This window comes from Streptococcus suis (genome assembly GCF_002964575.1).
GTDB lineage: Bacteria > Bacillota > Bacilli > Lactobacillales > Streptococcaceae > Streptococcus > Streptococcus suis_R.
Window position 1 is genome coordinate 54,387 of sequence record NZ_POQQ01000026.1, and the last position, 18,999, is coordinate 73,385.

At 39.3% G+C, this 18,999-nt stretch carries 11 protein-coding genes; 2 read left to right on the forward strand and 9 right to left on the reverse strand.

Annotated elements, in window-relative coordinates:
• Positions 1-47: 47 nt before the first annotated feature.
• From C1E58_RS01985 to C1E58_RS02000, 4 genes are all read right to left on the reverse strand, one after another.
• Positions 48-6,635 (reverse strand): ZmpA/ZmpB/ZmpC family metallo-endopeptidase, encoded by a 6,588-nt coding sequence (locus C1E58_RS01985; protein WP_105209152.1) that lies wholly within the window; start codon positions 6,633-6,635, stop codon positions 48-50.
• 216 nt (positions 6,636-6,851) lie between these two features.
• Positions 6,852-8,837: an excinuclease ABC subunit UvrB gene (uvrB, locus tag C1E58_RS01990; protein ID WP_024402176.1), complete on the reverse strand. Its 1,986-nt coding sequence runs from the start codon at positions 8,835-8,837 to the stop codon at positions 6,852-6,854.
• On the reverse strand, positions 8,834-9,499 hold the full coding sequence (locus C1E58_RS01995) for a hypothetical protein (protein WP_238142211.1): 666 nt from the start codon (positions 9,497-9,499) through the stop codon (positions 8,834-8,836). Before C1E58_RS01995 ends, uvrB begins: the two co-directional genes overlap by 4 nt.
• Positions 9,500-9,538: 39 nt before the next feature.
• Entirely contained in the window at positions 9,539-10,036 is a 498-nt protein-coding gene (locus C1E58_RS02000) for a hypothetical protein (protein WP_161951250.1), read from the reverse strand.
• A 227-nt stretch (positions 10,037-10,263) separates the two neighbouring features.
• Here C1E58_RS02000 and C1E58_RS02005 point away from each other — a divergent pair, with 227 nt between their 5' ends.
• Together C1E58_RS02005 and C1E58_RS02010 are read left to right on the forward strand one after the other, a co-directional pair.
• Positions 10,264-11,007, forward strand: a complete 744-nt coding sequence (locus C1E58_RS02005; RefSeq protein WP_105209155.1) for an ABC transporter ATP-binding protein — start codon at positions 10,264-10,266, stop codon at positions 11,005-11,007.
• Entirely contained in the window at positions 11,004-12,608 is a 1,605-nt protein-coding gene (locus C1E58_RS02010) for a permease (RefSeq protein ID WP_105209156.1), read from the forward strand. Before C1E58_RS02005 ends, C1E58_RS02010 begins: the two co-directional genes overlap by 4 nt.
• 193 nt (positions 12,609-12,801) lie before the next feature.
• Here C1E58_RS02010 and C1E58_RS02015 read toward each other — a convergent pair whose 3' ends face one another.
• The 5 genes from C1E58_RS02015 to C1E58_RS02035 form a co-directional block, all read right to left on the reverse strand.
• Positions 12,802-14,010 (reverse strand): tyrosine-type recombinase/integrase, encoded by a 1,209-nt coding sequence (locus tag C1E58_RS02015; protein WP_105209157.1) that lies wholly within the window; start codon positions 14,008-14,010, stop codon positions 12,802-12,804.
• Entirely contained in the window at positions 14,003-14,251 is a 249-nt protein-coding gene (locus tag C1E58_RS02020; protein ID WP_027973757.1) for a DUF3173 family protein, read from the reverse strand. Before C1E58_RS02020 ends, C1E58_RS02015 begins: the two co-directional genes overlap by 8 nt.
• Before the next feature lie 344 nt (positions 14,252-14,595).
• Positions 14,596-15,000: a sigma-70 family RNA polymerase sigma factor gene (locus C1E58_RS02025; protein WP_044772201.1), complete on the reverse strand. Its 405-nt coding sequence runs from the start codon at positions 14,998-15,000 to the stop codon at positions 14,596-14,598.
• A gap of 207 nt (positions 15,001-15,207) precedes the next feature.
• Positions 15,208-17,103 carry an ElyC/SanA/YdcF family protein gene (locus C1E58_RS02030; RefSeq protein ID WP_105209223.1) on the reverse strand — a complete coding sequence of 632 codons (1,896 nt, stop codon included), beginning with the start codon at positions 17,101-17,103 and terminating at the stop codon, positions 15,208-15,210.
• 18 nt (positions 17,104-17,121) lie between these two features.
• Positions 17,122-18,987 carry a BglG family transcription antiterminator gene (locus C1E58_RS02035; RefSeq protein ID WP_161951251.1) on the reverse strand — a complete coding sequence of 622 codons (1,866 nt, stop codon included), beginning with the start codon at positions 18,985-18,987 and terminating at the stop codon, positions 17,122-17,124.
• Positions 18,988-18,999: the final 12 nt, after the last annotated feature.

The following is an 18,999-nucleotide window of genomic DNA, read 5'->3' on the forward strand; positions in this document are numbered from 1 at the left end:
TAGTATACAGCAAAAAACAAGTTGGCACAAGACCAACTTGTTTTAGATTATGGATTGAAAATAGATGCTCTGAAATCAGCTGTATCCAGCATCATCGCTTGGTAAATCTTAACTTTCAATGCATGGACTTTACTGTTATTTGGAGTAAATGTTTTGCCTTTTAAGTCAGCATCCACAGCTTCATTCATCAATTTTTGAAGTTGTTCAAAGCTTGTGATAGTCACTTCCTTGGTTGAGTTTGAATTACCAAGTTCATACTGCATGGTAAATGGTTTCAACTTACCTGCAGTTGCCTTGTTGACACGCTCAGCAAACATAGCTTTCTTAAATTCTTCCCATGTCTTATATTGACCCTTAAAGACTTGATCCAAAACATGCTGGTCTGTAATCAGTCCAGTATCTTTCTTATTCCAATTATCATAGATAATAGAATTTTGACTCATTGCATAATCAGACAATTGACCAGAAGTATACGGAACAAATCCTTCCGTATAACCCTTAGCCGCAAGCAACTCAAAGGCCATGCGACGGAACATCATGTCGCCAGGTGAACCTTTCGAATTTGAAAGGGCAGAGAAGTTGGCCGCAAACATTGGCGTACTCATATAACCATTGCGATCCCATTTTTTGCTTGTCTGATTCGGATTCATATATTGACGTTGAACAATAATGCTGTTATCAATCAAATCCTCAAATGATTTCAGATTCGAAACCTCGTCATCCGTCAAGGAACGGGCACTATTTCCAGCATGCGTATCAACGCCATTATTCTGAATATAATAGTTCTCCATCTTGCGAAGCCATGTTTTCTTCTCTTGATCCGTCTTACCAAGAACAGCGCTACCTTCTAAGTAATCTAATAGATAAAGTGCATCGAACTGATTATGGTAGTAGGCATTCAAATCAGCCTCACTATTGAAGCGACTAACTGGCTCACCAACATGCACACGATTGGTTGATGAATCTAGGAAGACAGCATTCAAACCGAGGTTCATCTCTGTTGTATTAAAGACATTTTGAAGAAGACCCTGAGCATAGACTTCCATACCTTGTCCATTTCGGCGACCGTATCCTTTCAGATAAATATCACCATCTTGGTTATGGACCATTTCGTGCGTATAGAGTGCAGTTCCGTAGTCCGACAACATATCATAATGAACAAAATAGGTTTCCTTACCATCTGCGTAGGCAGTCTTAACCCCTTTATCTCCATACCACTTGTTAATTGGACCGTAGAAATCTTGAATGGCATCAATATCAGCCGTTAAGTCACGATAGGACTTATTACCAGCCGCATCGTACATGAGATACCCCTCATTGTTAAGAATTGTTCTGAAGAGCTTCTCACGATTTTCTTCATCAAGAATCTTATACCAGAAATCAGCATTATCCCGTTGACGTTGAGCAGCTAAATCAACCATCTGACGTACCTTATCACGATTTTCTGCTGTTGAATAATCCGTAACATAATGCTCGTAGGAACCAATGGCAATTGTATTCAGGTTGGTAATGATGAAGATATTCTCTTGTGGCAAGGTCAATAGCGGTAAGAGCATGTGAGCGTATTTCCATTCTGGATTCGTCACTTTATTATTCACAATCTTACTGTATGCACCAATATTGTACTTACTATAAGTATCTGCCGCCTCCTGTTTTGCAGCCACTTCCGCTACTTGCGACTTGCTTTCAACAACATAGGCTTTGGTTGTTTGTTTGAACCACTCGTTGTCTGTCAGATTTGGCAAGAAGAGTTTGCGATAAGCCTCCACCATATCAAAGAGCGAAGCCTGCTTATTCTGCTTACCAATAGCTGAAGCATAGGTACTTACGTTGTTATGGGCACGAAGAACATCATAGCCACCATTACCGATTGCTAAAATCATATCAAGGGCAGAGGCAGCATCATTTCCGAAGAAATCAGGTTCAAAGATGGTCAAATCTTTGGTATTTACATCCCCGTAATTGATGTCATACCAACGGTTCAAGTAAGTCAAACCAAGAAGAAAGGCTTCCTTATTGTCAGTAATCTTCTCTTTTATGTAGGCTTCAGAAGCCTGTCCTTGACCGTTTAGGCTAGCAACTAAAATCTTACGGACATTGCTCTCTAGGTTAGCTTTCACCTGGTCAAAGCTTTCACCAAAGTAGAAATCTTTAGCTGTGCCAGTCTGTCTATTGGCATCTAATTTAGTCGGATAATTGACAACAGCTTTCATGGCATCTGAATCAAGTACTACACTCGATAAACTGTTTACCAAGTCGCTAACTAGGGCGCTTCTGTCATTCAAGAAGGATTCTGGCGTGTAAATCAAGTCCGTACCAGCAATCGTGTATTCTACCACGTGATTATTTTTGAAATCTTCCAGATAAGAAACTGTCTTATAATCCACCGTGCCATCCGCATAGTGAAGCATAATCTTGTTAATATTGGCTTTCTCAGTATGGACATCTGCAATAAAGGATGTATCTTTCATTGGAACAACATCCAATAAGCGAACCTTGTTGAGCTTATCATCTACTGCGATTTTATTTCCATAGTAAACAAGCAATTCCTTGTTATAGAATGGCAGGATTTTCTCCATATTGTAGTAGGCAGTTTCGTGGTCAGCCTGCGCCTTATCTAGTGATAGATAATTCACAGAATAAGGGTTTAGATTGAGAGATGTTGAATCCTCTAAGGTCGCCTGAATGCCCATTGCTTGAACTTTTGCCGCCGCATCTTCTTGACTGATAATCGATACATTTGCAAGGGTATCGCTAGTGGTGCTAGCTGCATTCTTGACTTTGCCAGTTGGATTGACGACAAAACCAACAAGACTTGTCGGACCAGTCATAGAGCTGACAACATTGGTTAAACTACCAACGTGCAGTGCATAAGGACCAGCAACTTGGTTAGAGCCTGCGATACCACCGATTGTGGCTTCTGTGCCAGTTGTTACAATAGAACCTGTAGCATAGGCATTATAAACACTTCCAGGTACATCGTACACAAGCATGGTTCGTCCTACAATACCACCTGCAAATTGGTTGGCATTACCTGGAATGGTAATGGTTGCATCTACTTTCGCATTTCCAACACTGGACATCATACCATTTCCAAGAATACCTCCAGTCAGACTTCCGCCAGAACCAGTTGTTTCAATACTTCCTTTGAAAGATACGTCCTTGATGGTCGTATTAGAAGCAGAATGCACCAAACCAGATACATTATGTGGTCCTTTTAAGCTTGCTTCTACTGCCACGTTTGTGACGGATGCATTATTGGCATTGACAGCAATGGTAGCAAGAGGATTGGTGGTGCTTGTCTGTAAATGAGCATTTTTGATGTCCAAGTTTTGAACTTTACCACCAAGGTTATAGAAAAGTGGAGCTTTCAAGTTACTGATTGAGAAGGCATAGCCATCATTTAATCCATCCAAGCTTCCGCTAAAATTCTGAACGTAAGAAGGTACATCACCAACTGGTACTTCATTGGCATCTAAGTGAGCCCCCAGTTTGAAGGTGCCTTTAGAATTTGCTTTCATGGCATCAATCAAAGCTTTGAAGGATGTGTAGGTATTGGCATCTGTCGCCATCTTCGGAATGTAAAACTCACGATTTGCAACGTATTGGCTGTTCTTATCCTCTACCAACTGGTCAAAGGAGGAAACCAATTTGAAGACTGCCTTGCCATTCAAGTTTGTTTCTTCAACGCTTGAAACTGGAAGATAGACTTCTTTAAAACGATCGGATGTTACCTTGATAAATAGTTCATTAGCCGATGCTGGAAGTTCTTCTAAAAACTCTTGACCGACATACTTACCATCTTTACGGCGGTAAACCATCACCGCATCAATATCCTTGATTTCAATCTTCTTGTAAACGAGGTCAAACTGACGCATGCTTTCAAGAATAGCTTCTTGCTCTGAGCTTTGCTCCTGCTCTGCCATTGTATATGAAATCTTTGTTTTGACTGTATAGTCTGTATAGAAATCAAGATTTTCCAATGTCAACTGGCCATTTGGATCTGTAATGGCCTCTTCTTTAACCAAGGCACCTGTATTGTCATAGAGAAGGGCAACAGCTCGATGGAAGTTAGCTGTTTCGTCTGTCAACTTGTAGCTGATAGTCGCTGACTTAGCATCCTCATTTTCAACCAAATTAGTAATAACAACTTGTGGTATTTTTTCAACCTTTGTACCACGCGCAATGACTTGCTTAACTGGTTCTTTGGTGATCTCTTCTGTTACAGTCGGATTTTCCTGACGAACACCCTTGATGGTTTTATAGGTTGTGGTAATCGTTTTAGAACCATTTACCCCTGTTGTTACAACTTTTGTCTTACCTTCTAACAGTGTCGGATCATCAATATACTCCGTTTCAAAGGCAATGTCAACTCTTTCTGTGTCAGTTTCTGTAGCCTCGATTGGCTTGGTGCCTTTGAGAACTTCTTTGGTTGTTGGTTCTTCAAGGACTTTCTCAGTCACTGTTGGATTTGCTTGACGAACACCTTTGACTGTTTGGTAGGTAGTTGTGATTTCTTTGCTTCCGTTCTTACCTTCAACGACAACTTGCTCTTCATCTGTATAAAGATCCGCTGTTTCAGTTATCTTGGTTTCAAATGGAATCTCTACCGTTTCTGTATCTGATTCGGTACTCTCGATTGGCTTGGTTCCTTTGAGAACTTCCTTAGTTGTCGGCTCAAGGATTACCTTTTCTGTTACAGTTGGGTTTGCTTGGCGATCACCGTCAATGGTTACATAAGTGGTGGTGATTTCCTTGCTTCCGTTTTTACCTTCCGTAAGAACTTGTTCTTGACCAACGTAGAGGTCAGCTGTTTCTGTTGTCTTTGTTTCAAATGGAATCTCTACCGTTTCCGTAACGGTTTCCGTACTTTCAACTGGAGTTGGGGTAGCCGTTTTCGTACCACGCGCTACTACTTGAGGCACAGGCTGAGTGGTCACCGTTTCAGTGACTGTTGGATTTGCCTGACGAACGCCATTTATAAGAGTGTAGGTTGTTGTAACAGTCGCCAATCCATTTTGACCAGCTGTAATGATTTTTTCTTCACCGACTGGGAGGATCGCATCGTCTTGGTAGCTGATTTCAAATGGAATGACTTTTGTAGCTGATTCCGTCTCCGTTGTGACAGTATCAGCTTTCTTTGTACCAAGGCGAACAATCTCGGTCACTGGTGAATTTGTCACCGAACTTGAAACCTGCTCAGACTTGATCAAGACACCATCAGCGTAGTAATTCTTAGTGACCGTAGTCCGAACACCTGCAACACCTGTTTGATCCACATTTCGAGTTCCCTCCGCCAAGGTGTCATCATAGATGACTTGACTTTCAAATGGAATAGCCTCCGTGTTGGTCGTCGTATCTTCTGTCAAGATAACTTCTGGTACTTCATGCGATGGAGCTGTATCTGGAAGAGCAGTAACTGGTTTGGTACCAATTTTCACGACCTGATTAACAGGGGCTTGGCTGACCGTTTCTGATACAACTTCTGATTGAACCAAGACACCTCCAATGAATGTTTGCTTGGTTTCAATAGTCTTTTGACCAGCCTGAGCTGTCTGTCTAGTACCTTCTGGGAGAGTATCGTCATAAATTTCCTCAGTTGTAAAGGCAATCGATTCTGAATGGGAAGTGACTTCCTCCGTAACTGCTAAGGCTGGAACTTCGTGTGTTGGTGCCGTATCTGGAACATCCGTTACAATAGGCTCTTCAGCTTTTTTACTGCCAATCTCGATGATTTTTGGAGTAGCAGTTTTGGTAATTTCTGATGAAACTTCTTCTTCCTTCAGAACCTGACCATCTACCAGCGTTTGCTTGATGGTAATAGTCCGCTCACCATTTTGACCTTCTTGAACAATTTTTTCTGTTCCCTCATCCAAGGCAGGATTTTCTACCGTCTGAGTTTCAAAAGCAATAACTTCTGTCTTTGTGAGAGTCTTTTCAGTAATCGCAACAGCTGGCACTTGATGACTAGGTGCCGTATCTGGAACTTCGGTAACCACTTCTTCTACAGGCTTTTTCTCCTCTGCTGGAAGCTCGTCTACTGCTCTGCTATCTTTAAAATAGCCCACATAAACATAGCCTTCAATGTCAGCTGGCGCTGGCAAGGCCTGACCTGCTGATCTTTCTACCGTATGGTTGAATTGAGCCAAAATATGGCTAGTCAAGGCTGAGCTGGTCGGTGCCAGGAAACTTGCACCCGTTGCGGCAAGAATGATAACTCCCGCAAGTTCCTTCTTCCCTTTTTTACCAATCTTTACAGCCAAAACCAGAAGCGTTAGACCTGCTACTGCCATGGCAGCATTCTCTATAACGCCTGTCTTTGGCAAGATTTTTGATTGACTATTGGTATTTGCCACTACAGGTGTCTTGCTCGCTCCTACTGGACGATAGACCAAGTAATAAGTAGCATCTGTCGCTTGAGCCAAACCTGGCAGGTCTCGAATAATCAATTCTTTTTCTGCATCTGTCAACTCTTGCTCAGTTACATAAGTATAATTAATTGACTGGGCACTAATAGACGGTGCCGCAGCAATGGAAGTCGCAAAAAATAGGCTTGTCACCGTCGCTGAAACAAGACCTACCGATAATTTACGAAGTGAGAAACGCTCTTGTTTCTCGTTAAATTGTTTCTTCATTATTTCTCAAATCCCCTTAAGAATATACTCTTCCATTATACTCCCTCAAGTGCAAGGAAACAAGTATTACGGTCCATTACTCGTAGAAAATACGGATTCTATCTAAAAGTAAGAAAGTAGAAATAGGGACTTTGATTATATAACCCAAAAAAATACGGGAAATATTTTAGAAAAAACGACTGGAATCCTTTTCCAATCGCTATTTATCTTCTTTGTTTACATATTCTTCAACTCAATAACCATATCACGAATCTGAGCTGCCAGTTCAAAGTCAAGCACTTCTGCTGCTTCCTGCATTTGACCTTCCAGTTTCTTGATCATAGCCTTGCGTTCGTCTTTGTTGAGGGCATTGAAGTCCACCACTTCTTCCTTGTCCTGAGTGACAGCCTTGGTCACGCTAATCAGGTCACGGATTTCCTTCTTAATGGTCTGTGGAATGATACCATGCTCCTCATTGTAAGCCATCTGGATTTGACGGCGGCGGGCTGTTTCTTCCATAGCCTTGCGCATAGACTCAGTAACCTTGTCCGCATACATAATCACATGGCCTTCAGAGTTACGGGCCGCCCGACCGATTGTCTGGATGAGCCCCCGTTCATTACGGAGGAAACCTTCCTTGTCAGCATCTAGAATAGCCACCAGACTGACTTCTGGCACATCAATCCCTTCACGCAAGAGGTTAATCCCTATCAAGACGTCAAAGACACCCAAACGCAAATCACGGATAATCTCCGTACGCTCCAAGGTCTTGATGTCCGAGTGCATATACTTGACCTTGACGCCCATTTCTTTCAGGTAGTCGGTCAAGTCCTCTGCCATTTTCTTAGTCAGGGTAGTGATAAAAGTCCGCTCACCCTTCTCAACACGGGCATTGATTTCACCCAAGAGGTCATCCATTTGGCCCATGGTTGGACGGACTTCCACTTCTGGATCCAAAAGCCCTGTCGGCCGAATAATCTGCTCGACAACGGTATCAGTCTGCTCCATTTCATAATCACCCGGCGTCGCAGATACATAGACTATCTGGTGGACATGGCTCTCAAATTCTTCCCTGCGCAGCGGACGATTGTCCAGTGCACTTGGGAGGCGGAAACCATAATTGACCAACATCTCCTTGCGTGAGCGGTCACCATTGTACATCCCCTTAATCTGCCCCATGGTCATGTGGCTCTCGTCAATCATAATCAGGTAGTCTTCAGGGAAAAAGTCCAGCAGAGTATATGGAGGCTCGCCCTCGCTTCGCCCATCCATGTGTCGTGAATAGTTCTCAACTCCGTTGGTGTAGCCCATTTCTCGTAGCATTTCAATGTCGTAGTCGGTTCGTTGTTTCAATCGCTGAGCTTCTAAGAGTTTTCCTTCTGCCTCAAAGACCTTGAGCTGCTCTTCCAGTTCCGCCTGAATCTTGGCAATGGCCGTTTCCATGTGGTCATCGTTGGTCACGAAGTGGGTGGCAGGGAAAATCGCCAAGTGGTCCACATCGCCCAAAACCTTACCTGTCAGGCTTTCAATCTCACGAATGCGGTCGATTTCATCCCCGAAAAACTCCACACGGAAGGCGTGTTCATCACGAGAAGCTGGGAAAATCTCCACCACATCGCCACGCACACGGAAGCGTCCCCGTTGGAAGTCGATGTCGTTCCGCTCAAACTGGATATCGACCAAGGAATTGAGCAACTGGTCCCGGGAAATCTCCTGACCTGGTCGCAGGCTGACCACGCTGTCAGAATATTCCTTTGGCGATCCCAAACCGTAGATACAGGAAACGGAGGCCACGACGATGACGTCGTTGCGTTCGAGAAGAGCTGAGGTCGCTGAGTGACGGAGTTTGTCAATCTCATCATTGACCGAACTGTCCTTCTCAATATAGGTATCGCTAGACGGTACATAGGCTTCTGGCTGGTAGTAATCATAATAAGACACGAAGTATTCGACCGCATTTTCTGGGAAGAATTCCTTGAACTCACTGTAGAGCTGACCAGCTAGAGTCTTGTTGTGGGCGATGACCAGAGTGGGCTTATTGACACGAGCGATGACCTGACTCATGGTGTAGGTCTTACCCGTACCAGTCGCCCCCATGAGAATCTGGGCTTTTTCACCCCCCTCGATATTATCCACCAAGGTTTCAATAGCTTGAGGCTGGTCACCAGACGGTGAGTATTTAGATACAAGTTTAAATTGGTTTTCAGTATTTCGGTTGATCATTTATTCAATTTTCTTTCTTCTAGTAAATCTTGCAACTTCTCTTCGGAAAAATGCTCAATTGGGCCGGGTTCAATATCAAGAATCGAAGTTTCCGCCGTGTATTTCAATAAATTCTTTATCTTAATTCCATATTGTTTAGCATAAAAGACAGCTCGCTCACTGTCATGAAATAATATCAATAAGTGGGTGTAGGTGTCAGACAAACTGGCCCTTGCACTCGTTTTAGCCCCAGTCGCAAATGCGATTGTCTTCCCTACAGATTCTACTGTTTTTACAGAAACATTTCCCAAAAGACGGCTCAAGCCTGCTCCTAGTGTCTGTTCTTCTAGGCAGATAAACTCAATTTCGCTTATAGGAATGGACACAGCTTTTCTTCGAAATATTCCCCGATAGAGAACAAAGTGATTCTCTGTCAGTTCAAATGCTTTTAATCCAAAAAAGAGGCGCTGAATAGAAACGATAAAAACCAGATGTAAAGACAAGGTTGGAATGCCAAAGATCAGTAAAAACAAAATCCCACCGAGGGTCATTGTCGCTACATCTTCTCCCCATAAACTGATAAATAAATCAACCGTTACATAAGACAATGGCAAGCCAAAAAACAAACTCAGACCCAAGGCCAACAAAGATTTCCATCTGCTATAACGAACAATCATACCCATTCCTTTCACTATTCTATTTTACCACAAGTCCGCTTGAACTTACTCAAAATCAATATCTTCAATTTTAATATAAATAGATTGAGTACGTCCTGTATGTGCAATTTTCAAGGGAGAACGATAGCCTATTTTTTTCGCCATAGTCACTGCTAGCTTGTCGTCATCTAACAAAATATTCAAACGATGAAATTGGGTATAATACCATCTTTTATTTGGGGGAGTGCAGAAGAAATCATCAATCTTTATCAAAATCTTTATAAAATTGAAGAAGAGACCAGAATATTCCTTAGCTTCATCTAATGGACGAATCCAATCCTTCATAACCAGGGAAATATGCTCTGTTGGAATGGAAACTCTTTTTACCATTAAAAAACCAAACTGATAAACTAACTCTTTATCAGTCAAAATCAAGGCTTCCGGCCTATTAAATAATCGAACAAGGGAAGTAATGAATAGATAAATAAAAAATAGCAAAGAAGGTAAACCTAAAACACTCAGTGTCCAAAAGCCTACTCCTAGTCCACTAGTCAATTCATTCATCCAATCAGGTAACAAAATAAATGAGATCATGATAATAAAAAAACAGATGTAAATAATGCGACCCGATAGAATCCTCTTGAATAATAAACAATCATAGGTCTATTATATCAGATTTTTCGTCAATCATTAGCTTGTGAAAAATGAAACATTTTCCTAAAAACTATTGCATTTGTACTAAGATAGTAGTATAATAACTGTAATATATTATATTTATCTAGGAGGTTCTTATGATTCAATTTAACCATGTTACTAAAGCCTATGGCGACACCCTGGCCCTTGATGATTTGAATTTGACCATCGAAAGTGGCGAGATTTTCGGCCTGATTGGACATAACGGAGCAGGCAAGACGACGACCATTAGCCTACTCACCTCCATCATCGAAGCCAGCCAAGGCTCAATTACTGTAGACGGACTTCAACTGGAAGAACATCGAGATGGAGTCAAAAAACGGATTGCCTACGTACCAGACTCGCCTGATATTTTCTTGCATTTGACAGCTTTTGAGTATTGGCATTTTATGGGTAAGGTCTACGGAGTTGATAAGGAAACGGTGGACCAGCGTATTGGCAAGTTGGCTACTCTATTCGATATGACCGCTCGCCAGTATGAGCCCATCGACAGTTTCTCCCACGGTATGCGGCAGAAAACCATTATCATTGGTGCCCTCATTCCCAACCCAGACATTTGGATTTTGGATGAACCCTTGACAGGACTGGACCCTCAAGCTGCATTTGACCTCAAGCAGATGATGAAGGACCATGCCAAAGGTGGCAAGACCGTTCTCTTTTCGACCCACGTTTTGTCTGTTGCAGAACAGCTCTGCGACCGTATCGGCATTCTGAGAAAGGGACGTCTGATTTTCGTAGGTAGTCTGGAAGAATTGAAATCCCAATATCCTGATAAGGATTTGGAGACCATCTATCTTGAACTAGCAGGACGCCAACAGGAGGTAGGAGGTGAGGTAGGATGAACAAATCCATCATCTGGGAATTGATCAAGATCAATATCCTCTACTCCAACCCCCAACTGCTAGCCAATATTAAGAAAAAGCAAAATAAGAATAAAAATGGTCGCTTTTCAGCCTATCGAAGCGTCCTGATCCAACAGGTCTTCCTTATTCTGATGATGGCTATTCTCTACTCTGTCTTCTTTCTTGGCATAGACTACAAGCAGTCATCTGGTTTCTTCTCGCTCCAATTAGCCCTCTTTTCTATATTGGCAACCGTTTATGGATTTACTGGATTCTTTTCCGTCTTTTACGATAGTAAGGACACTAAACTTTACCTGCCTCTTCCTTTAAAAGCTAGTGAAGTATTTATTGCCAAATTATTAGCCGCTCAAGGAATGGTCCTGCCCTTCCTCATGCCCTGCCTTTCTCTACTTATCATTACCTATTGGCAGATAGCAGGCCCAGCCTTTGCAGTATTGGCACTACCCAGCTTTATAATCCTGTGGTTACTAGTCAACCTCCTCAACTTGATTTTCATGCACTTTGTTGGAGAAGTCCTTACCAAGAGCCCTCACAAAACAACCATTTCCACTATCCTCTTAACTGGATCATCCTTGGTTTCATTAGGGGCTCTCATGTTTCTCCAGTCTCAGCAAACCATTTCCCTTCAGTCTGGTGGGATTGTTGAATTTCCAGAAATACCTATTTTTGTCGGTTTTCACTATCTCCTCAGCCAAACCTTTTCAATGGGAACCTTTGTCCATCTAGTCCTGCCGATTTGCTTGATGATTGGTCTGTTCTACTTTGCCTTTAAGACTGTTATTCCAAATTATTTCCAGCAGGTTTTGGCTATTGATACTGCTTCTGCCAAACGCAAAGTCGGCAAGCCGAAGAAATTACCGCAGAATTTAAACCAAGCCCTTATCAAACATCACCTATCTACCCTAAACGACAGCAACCTCATGGTACAGACCTTTTTGCAGTCCTTGGTCATGGGAGTAGCCATGTTTCCTTCTATTTCTAAATTTACTGAAGGGGACGGATTGAGTTCTCTTTCTTGGGAATTTTTCGGCATTGCTTTACTGGCTGGCTGTTTGTTGGGAAGTCTGTTCGCGGGTGCTACAACCTTTATCGGAACAGCTATGTCCTTGGAAAAGGAAAACTATCACTTCATCCGAACCTTACCCATTAACTTCAAACAGTTTACGATTCAGAAGTTTTGGGTAATTGCTGCAGTCCAATTCATCCTTCCAACCTTGCTTTATCTGGCCTTAGCCTTGTTTGTACTGAAGGTAAACGCTGTTTTAACCCTCTTCTTCGGTCTAGGAATGCTTGTTTCTGCCCTACTAACTGGACAAATTTATTACTGGAGGGACCAGCGCCTACTCATGCTCAACTGGCAAAATTCCAATCAGCTCTTTGGCCGCGGAGCAGGGCAGTGGCTGATTGCTGGTTCCATCATACTAACAATGATTCTCGGAGCCATCTTGCTCGTCATCAGTAGTATAATGGCTGGTATCATTGGTCCAACCTTAGTAAGCTCTGGACTGGCAACCTTGATAGTCATCCTTTCAGGATTACTCCAGCTATTTTTATACAAGGCTTACTGGAAGAAATTGTAGCAACCATCCCAAACTCTAGCTGTTACAAACTAATCATTTAATAGCTTTACCATTTTCAAACATGAAAAAACCCGCTACTCTTAAGAATAGCGGGTTAATCGTGTTATTAGGCTACTTGAGTAGTCGCTCTATTATTTAAGAGTAACAATTGCATTCTTTCATTTTTTCTTTGTATTATCAGTATTTCAGCTACCTATCTATTGGTTGTGGTGGGGTGTGTGGTGGGGTGTGCAACAGTTTTATTTGATTGTGTTTTTGCAACTCCACTTTGTTCCAAAATTTCCTGAATTTGTCCACCAATTGTATTATCTACTTGATAATAATGTGAATAGGTATTTAAGGTGGTTGCTTTATCAATTCTTCCTGATCGGTGTGATAATGCTACAACATCTAAATGTAAAACATTTATCATGAATGAATCATGTGAGTGCCTTAATCCTTTTCCTGTAATAATAGGAACGTCTGCTTTAAGTGCGTATCTTTTTAGCATTCTTGATAAGGTGCTTTTTACCATGGGTTCACCGAATCTAGAAAGGATAAAATTATCCTTTGAGTTCGAAACTTGAATTTTTCTCCATTCCATTAATATCCTTACCGTTTCGTCATCTAAAGATATATAACGTTTTCCTGCGTCAGTTTTTGTTTGTAATTTTCTAAAATACTGACCTTTCCCAATCACTTCAAGTGTTGATTGGACATGAAGTGTTTTTTTCTTAGAATTGAAATCAGACCAAATCAATGAGAAACCTTCACTTACTCGAACTCCAGTCATATAGTATAACCAAACTGTTACATATCTTAAATGATCTTCATAATCAGTTAAGTCAAATTGTTGAATAACTTTTAAAAAATCTTCATAAGTCCAGAATTTAGTTTCCGGCCTTTTTCCTTTCGGATTGTCTAACGCTTTACATGGAAATGATTTTATATACTCTAAACGTTCTGCATATCCTAAAGATTGTTTAAATCTACACCATAGTTGTTTGGCATAGTTTGGTGAATAATGGGCAATGATTTTTACTCTAAATTGCTCACACATTCTTGGTGTGATATTTCTTAGTTTTGTATCACCAAATTCTTTAATAAACAATTCAAAATGTACCATGGCAGTACGATAAGTTAATCCTTGAACAGTTTGTCTGTAATATGGTAGGAAAACACTATTCATGAATGCCGAATATGAAATATCATAATCTGAGTATTCAAATTTATCATGAAACTCTGCACGCACTCTACATAATTCATTGTACGCTTCCTTTTCTGAATCAAAAGGTTTCCCCCATCTGTTTAAATAACTTTTATATCTTTGTCTTTTACCTGTTACGGGATTTGATTTAAATTCTGTCTGTATGTATATTCTGCCTTTCTTATCTTTATTTACACCTTTATAACGATTAGTCATGGTTAATCTCCTCGTATTCAACGAGGGAGAATCCTAATAATTCTTCAACAATAGATAGTGGCGCTAAGTCTAATCGCCTATTGTCGAATGGAGATTTACTTAATTTTACCGCATTTTTACTATTTTTGTCTGCTTCTTCGAATCTCTTTATTGCAATATTTTTGGCCTGCCGTATTATTTTTCTAGCTGTAGTTTTTGCAAAACCCAATCTCATTAATTCCTTGTGAGTTATTGTCTTCATAGAATACCTCTATCTATTAAAAATTTCCGAATGCATGTTACTCAGAACTAAGTTTCACGACATTGGTGGGTTGATTTGGAAATCAACATAGGAATCTCACCTGCTCCATTTTTCGACTAGAGCCTGAACGTACAGAAGTATCATTAACATTATTTGTGTCATGGCAAATTGGATTCCAACCCAATTGTAGAAACATATATTTTTCGCTCATATCATCGCGTATCTATTTCAACTGCTCGACAAATAAATAAAGTCCCACCTTGGTCTATTCAGTTTTCAATGAACAATAAAAGGATAAAATACCTCTTCAATAATAAGAGTTACATTTTATCCCTTTTGTTCCACTATTTCTCAATAAATTTTTTCAGATAACTTAAAACCTTATTTCGCAGTCTAAACACACTAGAGGCTGACAATTCTTGCTCTTTAGCAACTTGTCTTATCGAGTAATCCTCAAAATATATTGCTTTGATTATTGAAAACTCCAAATCTGACAAAGTCAATAATGCTTCATTCAACTTTTCTATTATCATTTTTGTAACGACTATTCTTTCGACGTCTACACGTTCATCTACTAGCAATTCATCGAAATTAAACTCAGCCTTATCAAATGATGAAAAGTTACGGACGCCATTTGCAATCATTTTTCGATTGACATAATTCTGATGGTTTACCACCTGCCAGTACGACTTGTAAATTTCCTCTGAGACAGGAATTTTTTCACCTTTAACGTATATATAATACTTCATATTATCCTCCTACTAGTTAGTTTTAGGCTTACTAGTTGGAGGGAGGAGATCTGATAAATGGCATAGCTGCTCTCGATATTTCTACTCACTTAGAGGGTCCTTCTAATTCAAGAGTGAAAATATTTAAGGAGCGTTTCGGTCATAAATCAGGTAAATTTATGAAAAAAGAGAATAGTTGTTACACTACTCCCCGAATTTCATATATTTTTAAATATTATTTTTTGATCTTTTTTTACGACCAGTAAAAGATAGACCAACCAAACAGAATCCAAACAAAGAGTAAGATAAATTATTAACTGAATTTGTCTTAGGTAAAGATTTTGTTTGAGATACCGCAGAGGCAGTTTCAGGTAGTGAATGCTTTTTATCTTCTGAAACCTTAGTGACGATAGCTGAAGATTCTGCTTTCTTATTACTTTCTTTAGCCTCTGGAGCTTCAGTTACAACTACATTTGAACCAGTTTGGATTGGTTCTTTTGGTTTTTCTGACGGTAAATTATCAGGATTTTTCTCCCAAATTGCGTAAAGTTTTGTATCTAATTTAGGGAAGAACTCATCTAGTTTTATGCCTTCTGAATTTGTTGCCCAACCTTTTAAACTAAAGCCATCTCTAGCTAAAGTAGGGAAATCAACTTTTTCACCTAACTTGTATTCTCGTTCTTCAATTACTTTTCCATCATGGTCCTTAAAGGTAACTTTAACTGTTCTTCTAGAAAACTTATCAAAGTCATCCTTAGTATATAAGAAACCTGCACGCAAAGCATTTACATACGTGTAAAGTCTTTCACCTTCTTGCTTAGATCCCGAAGGAGGTGTTCCACCGCCAGCTGAATCAATTGTGATGTCATAACCTACTGCATCCGCATAAACTTTTAATACGGTTGTAGCTCGTGGTAAGTGTAAAATTGTACCAACAGCTAGGACATTTTTAGCTCCAAATTCTTTGAACGCTTTAACCATTCCTACTGCGTTACCTGGTGTATCCCGAGCAATATCATCTAAAATCAATCGATCCGCAGAAATTCCATTTTCGACTAGCCATTTTGCCATTACATCTGCTTCTGCATATTCGTAACGAACAGGACCCCCACTAAGCACAATTGGAATATCTGGATACCTTTCTGCCATTTCTTTTGTTTTTTCGAGACGAGTTATCAATGCCGGTGAAGGAGTACCATCAGGATTTGGGGATTGACCAAAAACTGCAATGACATCAGGAACCATATCTGTAAGTTGGTCTGAGCCATAATTTACTTTCTTAGCATTGTTTGAATCAGAAAATTTTAGTACATTATGAACAGCTTCTTCTGCTTCTGGTGAGATATATTTTAAAGCAGCTAGGCGGTTTTTTACTTGCTCCTTTTCACCTGTCACTTTAGCAGCAAGGATAGACAAAGATAAGGCATGAATATCGCTTGGATCTCTTCTTAAGATTCTATCTAGCTGTGAAAAAGCCTCCTTATAATTTTTATTTACTAAATAAACCTCTGCCTGTAAACGATAAGTGTTCAAATAGTCAGGATTTTCCTGAGCTTTCTGATCTAAAGATTTATACAGATCTTGCCATTCCCAACGTCTAAATCTAATAACATCTTCACTAAGAATTGAATCATTGGCATAAGAATCACCATAGTTGGAAATCAATTTTTCCAAAGGTTCACCTCTACCATCGGCTTTTGCACCTGGAGCAGGCAATTCTGAGTAGAAATCAAAACCAATTTCACTAGTATAGTCAACTCGTTCATTCGTAAGATTTTCATAAAAATCTTTTGAAATTGAAGCTTCCTCGGTATCTGATGCAGCTGAATATGCTCTAGTTTGCACTCCAGGTGCTGAATCATCAGTACTAATTAAAGTAGTTGTTTCGTTTTCAGCTACTCCTGTCTCTGTACTAATTTCTGAAGTAGTAATATCAATACTTTGTGAGCTATCAATAGTACTAGTAACAGAAACGCTAGTAGGCAAGTTTCCACTATTATTATCTAAAGCCTGTACATTTGGACCTGATGACAAAAGCCAGAATAAAGCCAGTGTAGAAATTGAAGTTAATTTCAATGCTTTAAACTTTCTTGCTCTGCAAGAATTATTATTTGTATTGAACATGAGTGTCCTCCAAAATTTTTATATCAATAAATCATGATAAGAAATATGACTATTAGAAAGCAAATCACTTCTTAAGACCATACTATTAAGGATATTTAACAGCATTTTTAAACGCTGAGGATTATTTTCAACGTTTATATGCACATCAATAATATATTCTTGAGATAGATTCCGATATACAATAATATTATTCTCCTCAGATGAAAGCTCCAGGTTAAATCTTATTTTTATACCATTATTTTCAATTTCAATGATTTCAAAATTATCCGTAGGCTCAATTTCAATAAAATTATTCCGAAATTCTATTGCTGGGAACTTCGTATCATACGAATACGAATCAAAAAATATCGTACTAAAAGAATCATCATAATCAAATTCTGACAAACCATCTTTTACATAGTAAATTGGATTTTGTGAAATATTTAAATTCTTACCAAAGTTGGAACAAAGGTAATAATCATAGTTTTTATCGTCACTGTAATTTAATTCATATAATGTTTTTGTTTCGATCCTTTCTATATAATTTGAAAAATAGTGTTGCAGATTGAATTTCAACTGCTGAGTTGACAATCGACCATCAATGGCTATAATGGCTAGTCTTAATTTTTTTCGATCAAGTACAATACGATTAAGTACACCTAAGAATGTCAGATATAGTATATCTAGCTCTCTTTTCGAAAACTCATAAGTATACTTCTCGTAAAATTTTGAAGATAATTTCTCTACGAAATACCTTAAAATTGGTTGCTCATCCTTCCTACTAAAATCCTTATAGCGTAAATCAATACTGTCTGATACTTTCAGCAGTATTTTTAAGCTAATCGGAAGCATTATTTTCAAAGTATCTTTAAAACAAGTGTAATCTTCAAAGAAATCAAATCTGAAGTAATCTGATAACTCTCTAAGGATAAAGTTTCTTGTTTCTTGAGCTAGTATAATAAGCTGACTATAATTTTCACTAGAACAATCTGAGAATCTATATAAATCCGTACTTATAACAGCAATGTAAGTTAAAAACTGAATTATTTCTTTTTCGAAAACAAATCCATACAGACGGCTATTTAATTTCTCAATAATTTCAACAACCAATTTATGTTCATCCGTAGATTCATAACAAAAATTTATTGGTTGTAGTTCTAGATCCTGATTTTTCAGATAATAATTATTTCGGAAATAAATTAAATAGATGATAAATCTTTCAATATTAAGGTCCGAAAAAACTATCCGAGATTTAGTAATTGAGCTTAAAATTGTTTTTCGGATAAGTTCCTTGTCAAAATCGGAACAAGCAAACAAATTTTCATAATCAGGTACCCCTGACTTATAAGTAGTGTATCTATCAAAATACCTATATATTCTGATTGTCAGCATCACTTTCTTAAATTGTGGGCCAACAATCTCGATACCATACTTCGGACGCATCTGGAGTGTTAGTCCATATTTCGAAACGAGATTTTTCACCTCCTGTAATTCTCTTGTCAAAGGACTAGTCGTGAGTAGTTCACTCTGAAAGTCTTCAATTTTGAGTGGTATTGTAGATGATACCAGCCTTCTAAGAATATATAAGACAAATGTATCTTTCTCATTTTCTAACTTGACAGAGGGAAATATCTGAAATAGCTCTTTGATTTGCTCTATATAACTAGGATTATTGATATGCAATTTGTAACCAAATGACCGTTTGGATTCAATACTTCCTAAATCCTGGATACATGATTTTAATTCATTGATATCTGACTTTATTGTTCGTGATGTCACATTTAGCGTTTCAGCTATATACGAACTCGTTACAAAATCTTCTGAACGAAAAAGGAAGATAAACAACGCCTTAAGTCTAGGTTTACTATCTAAGATTTTTAGTTTCTCCGATACTTCCTTACCCACGATATTATCCTC

Bases quoted from the DNA above. Each gene is read 5' to 3' on its own strand.
- C1E58_RS01985 (WP_105209152.1), bottom strand. From the start codon at position 6,635: ATGAAGAAACAATTTAACGAGAAACAAGAGCGTTTCTCACTTCGTAAA.
- uvrB (WP_024402176.1), bottom strand. From the start codon at position 8,837: ATGATCAACCGAAATACTGAAAACCAATTTAAACTTGTATCTAAATAC.
- C1E58_RS01995 (WP_238142211.1), bottom strand. From the start codon at position 9,499: ATGGGTATGATTGTTCGTTATAGCAGATGGAAATCTTTGTTGGCCTTG.
- C1E58_RS02000 (WP_161951250.1), bottom strand. From the start codon at position 10,036: ATGAATGAATTGACTAGTGGACTAGGAGTAGGCTTTTGGACACTGAGT.
- C1E58_RS02005 (WP_105209155.1), top strand. From the start codon at position 10,264: ATGATTCAATTTAACCATGTTACTAAAGCCTATGGCGACACCCTGGCC.
- C1E58_RS02010 (WP_105209156.1), top strand. From the start codon at position 11,004: ATGAACAAATCCATCATCTGGGAATTGATCAAGATCAATATCCTCTAC.
- C1E58_RS02015 (WP_105209157.1), bottom strand. From the start codon at position 14,010: ATGACTAATCGTTATAAAGGTGTAAATAAAGATAAGAAAGGCAGAATA.
- C1E58_RS02020 (WP_027973757.1), bottom strand. From the start codon at position 14,251: ATGAAGACAATAACTCACAAGGAATTAATGAGATTGGGTTTTGCAAAA.
- C1E58_RS02025 (WP_044772201.1), bottom strand. From the start codon at position 15,000: ATGAAGTATTATATATACGTTAAAGGTGAAAAAATTCCTGTCTCAGAG.
- C1E58_RS02030 (WP_105209223.1), bottom strand. From the start codon at position 17,103: ATGTTCAATACAAATAATAATTCTTGCAGAGCAAGAAAGTTTAAAGCA.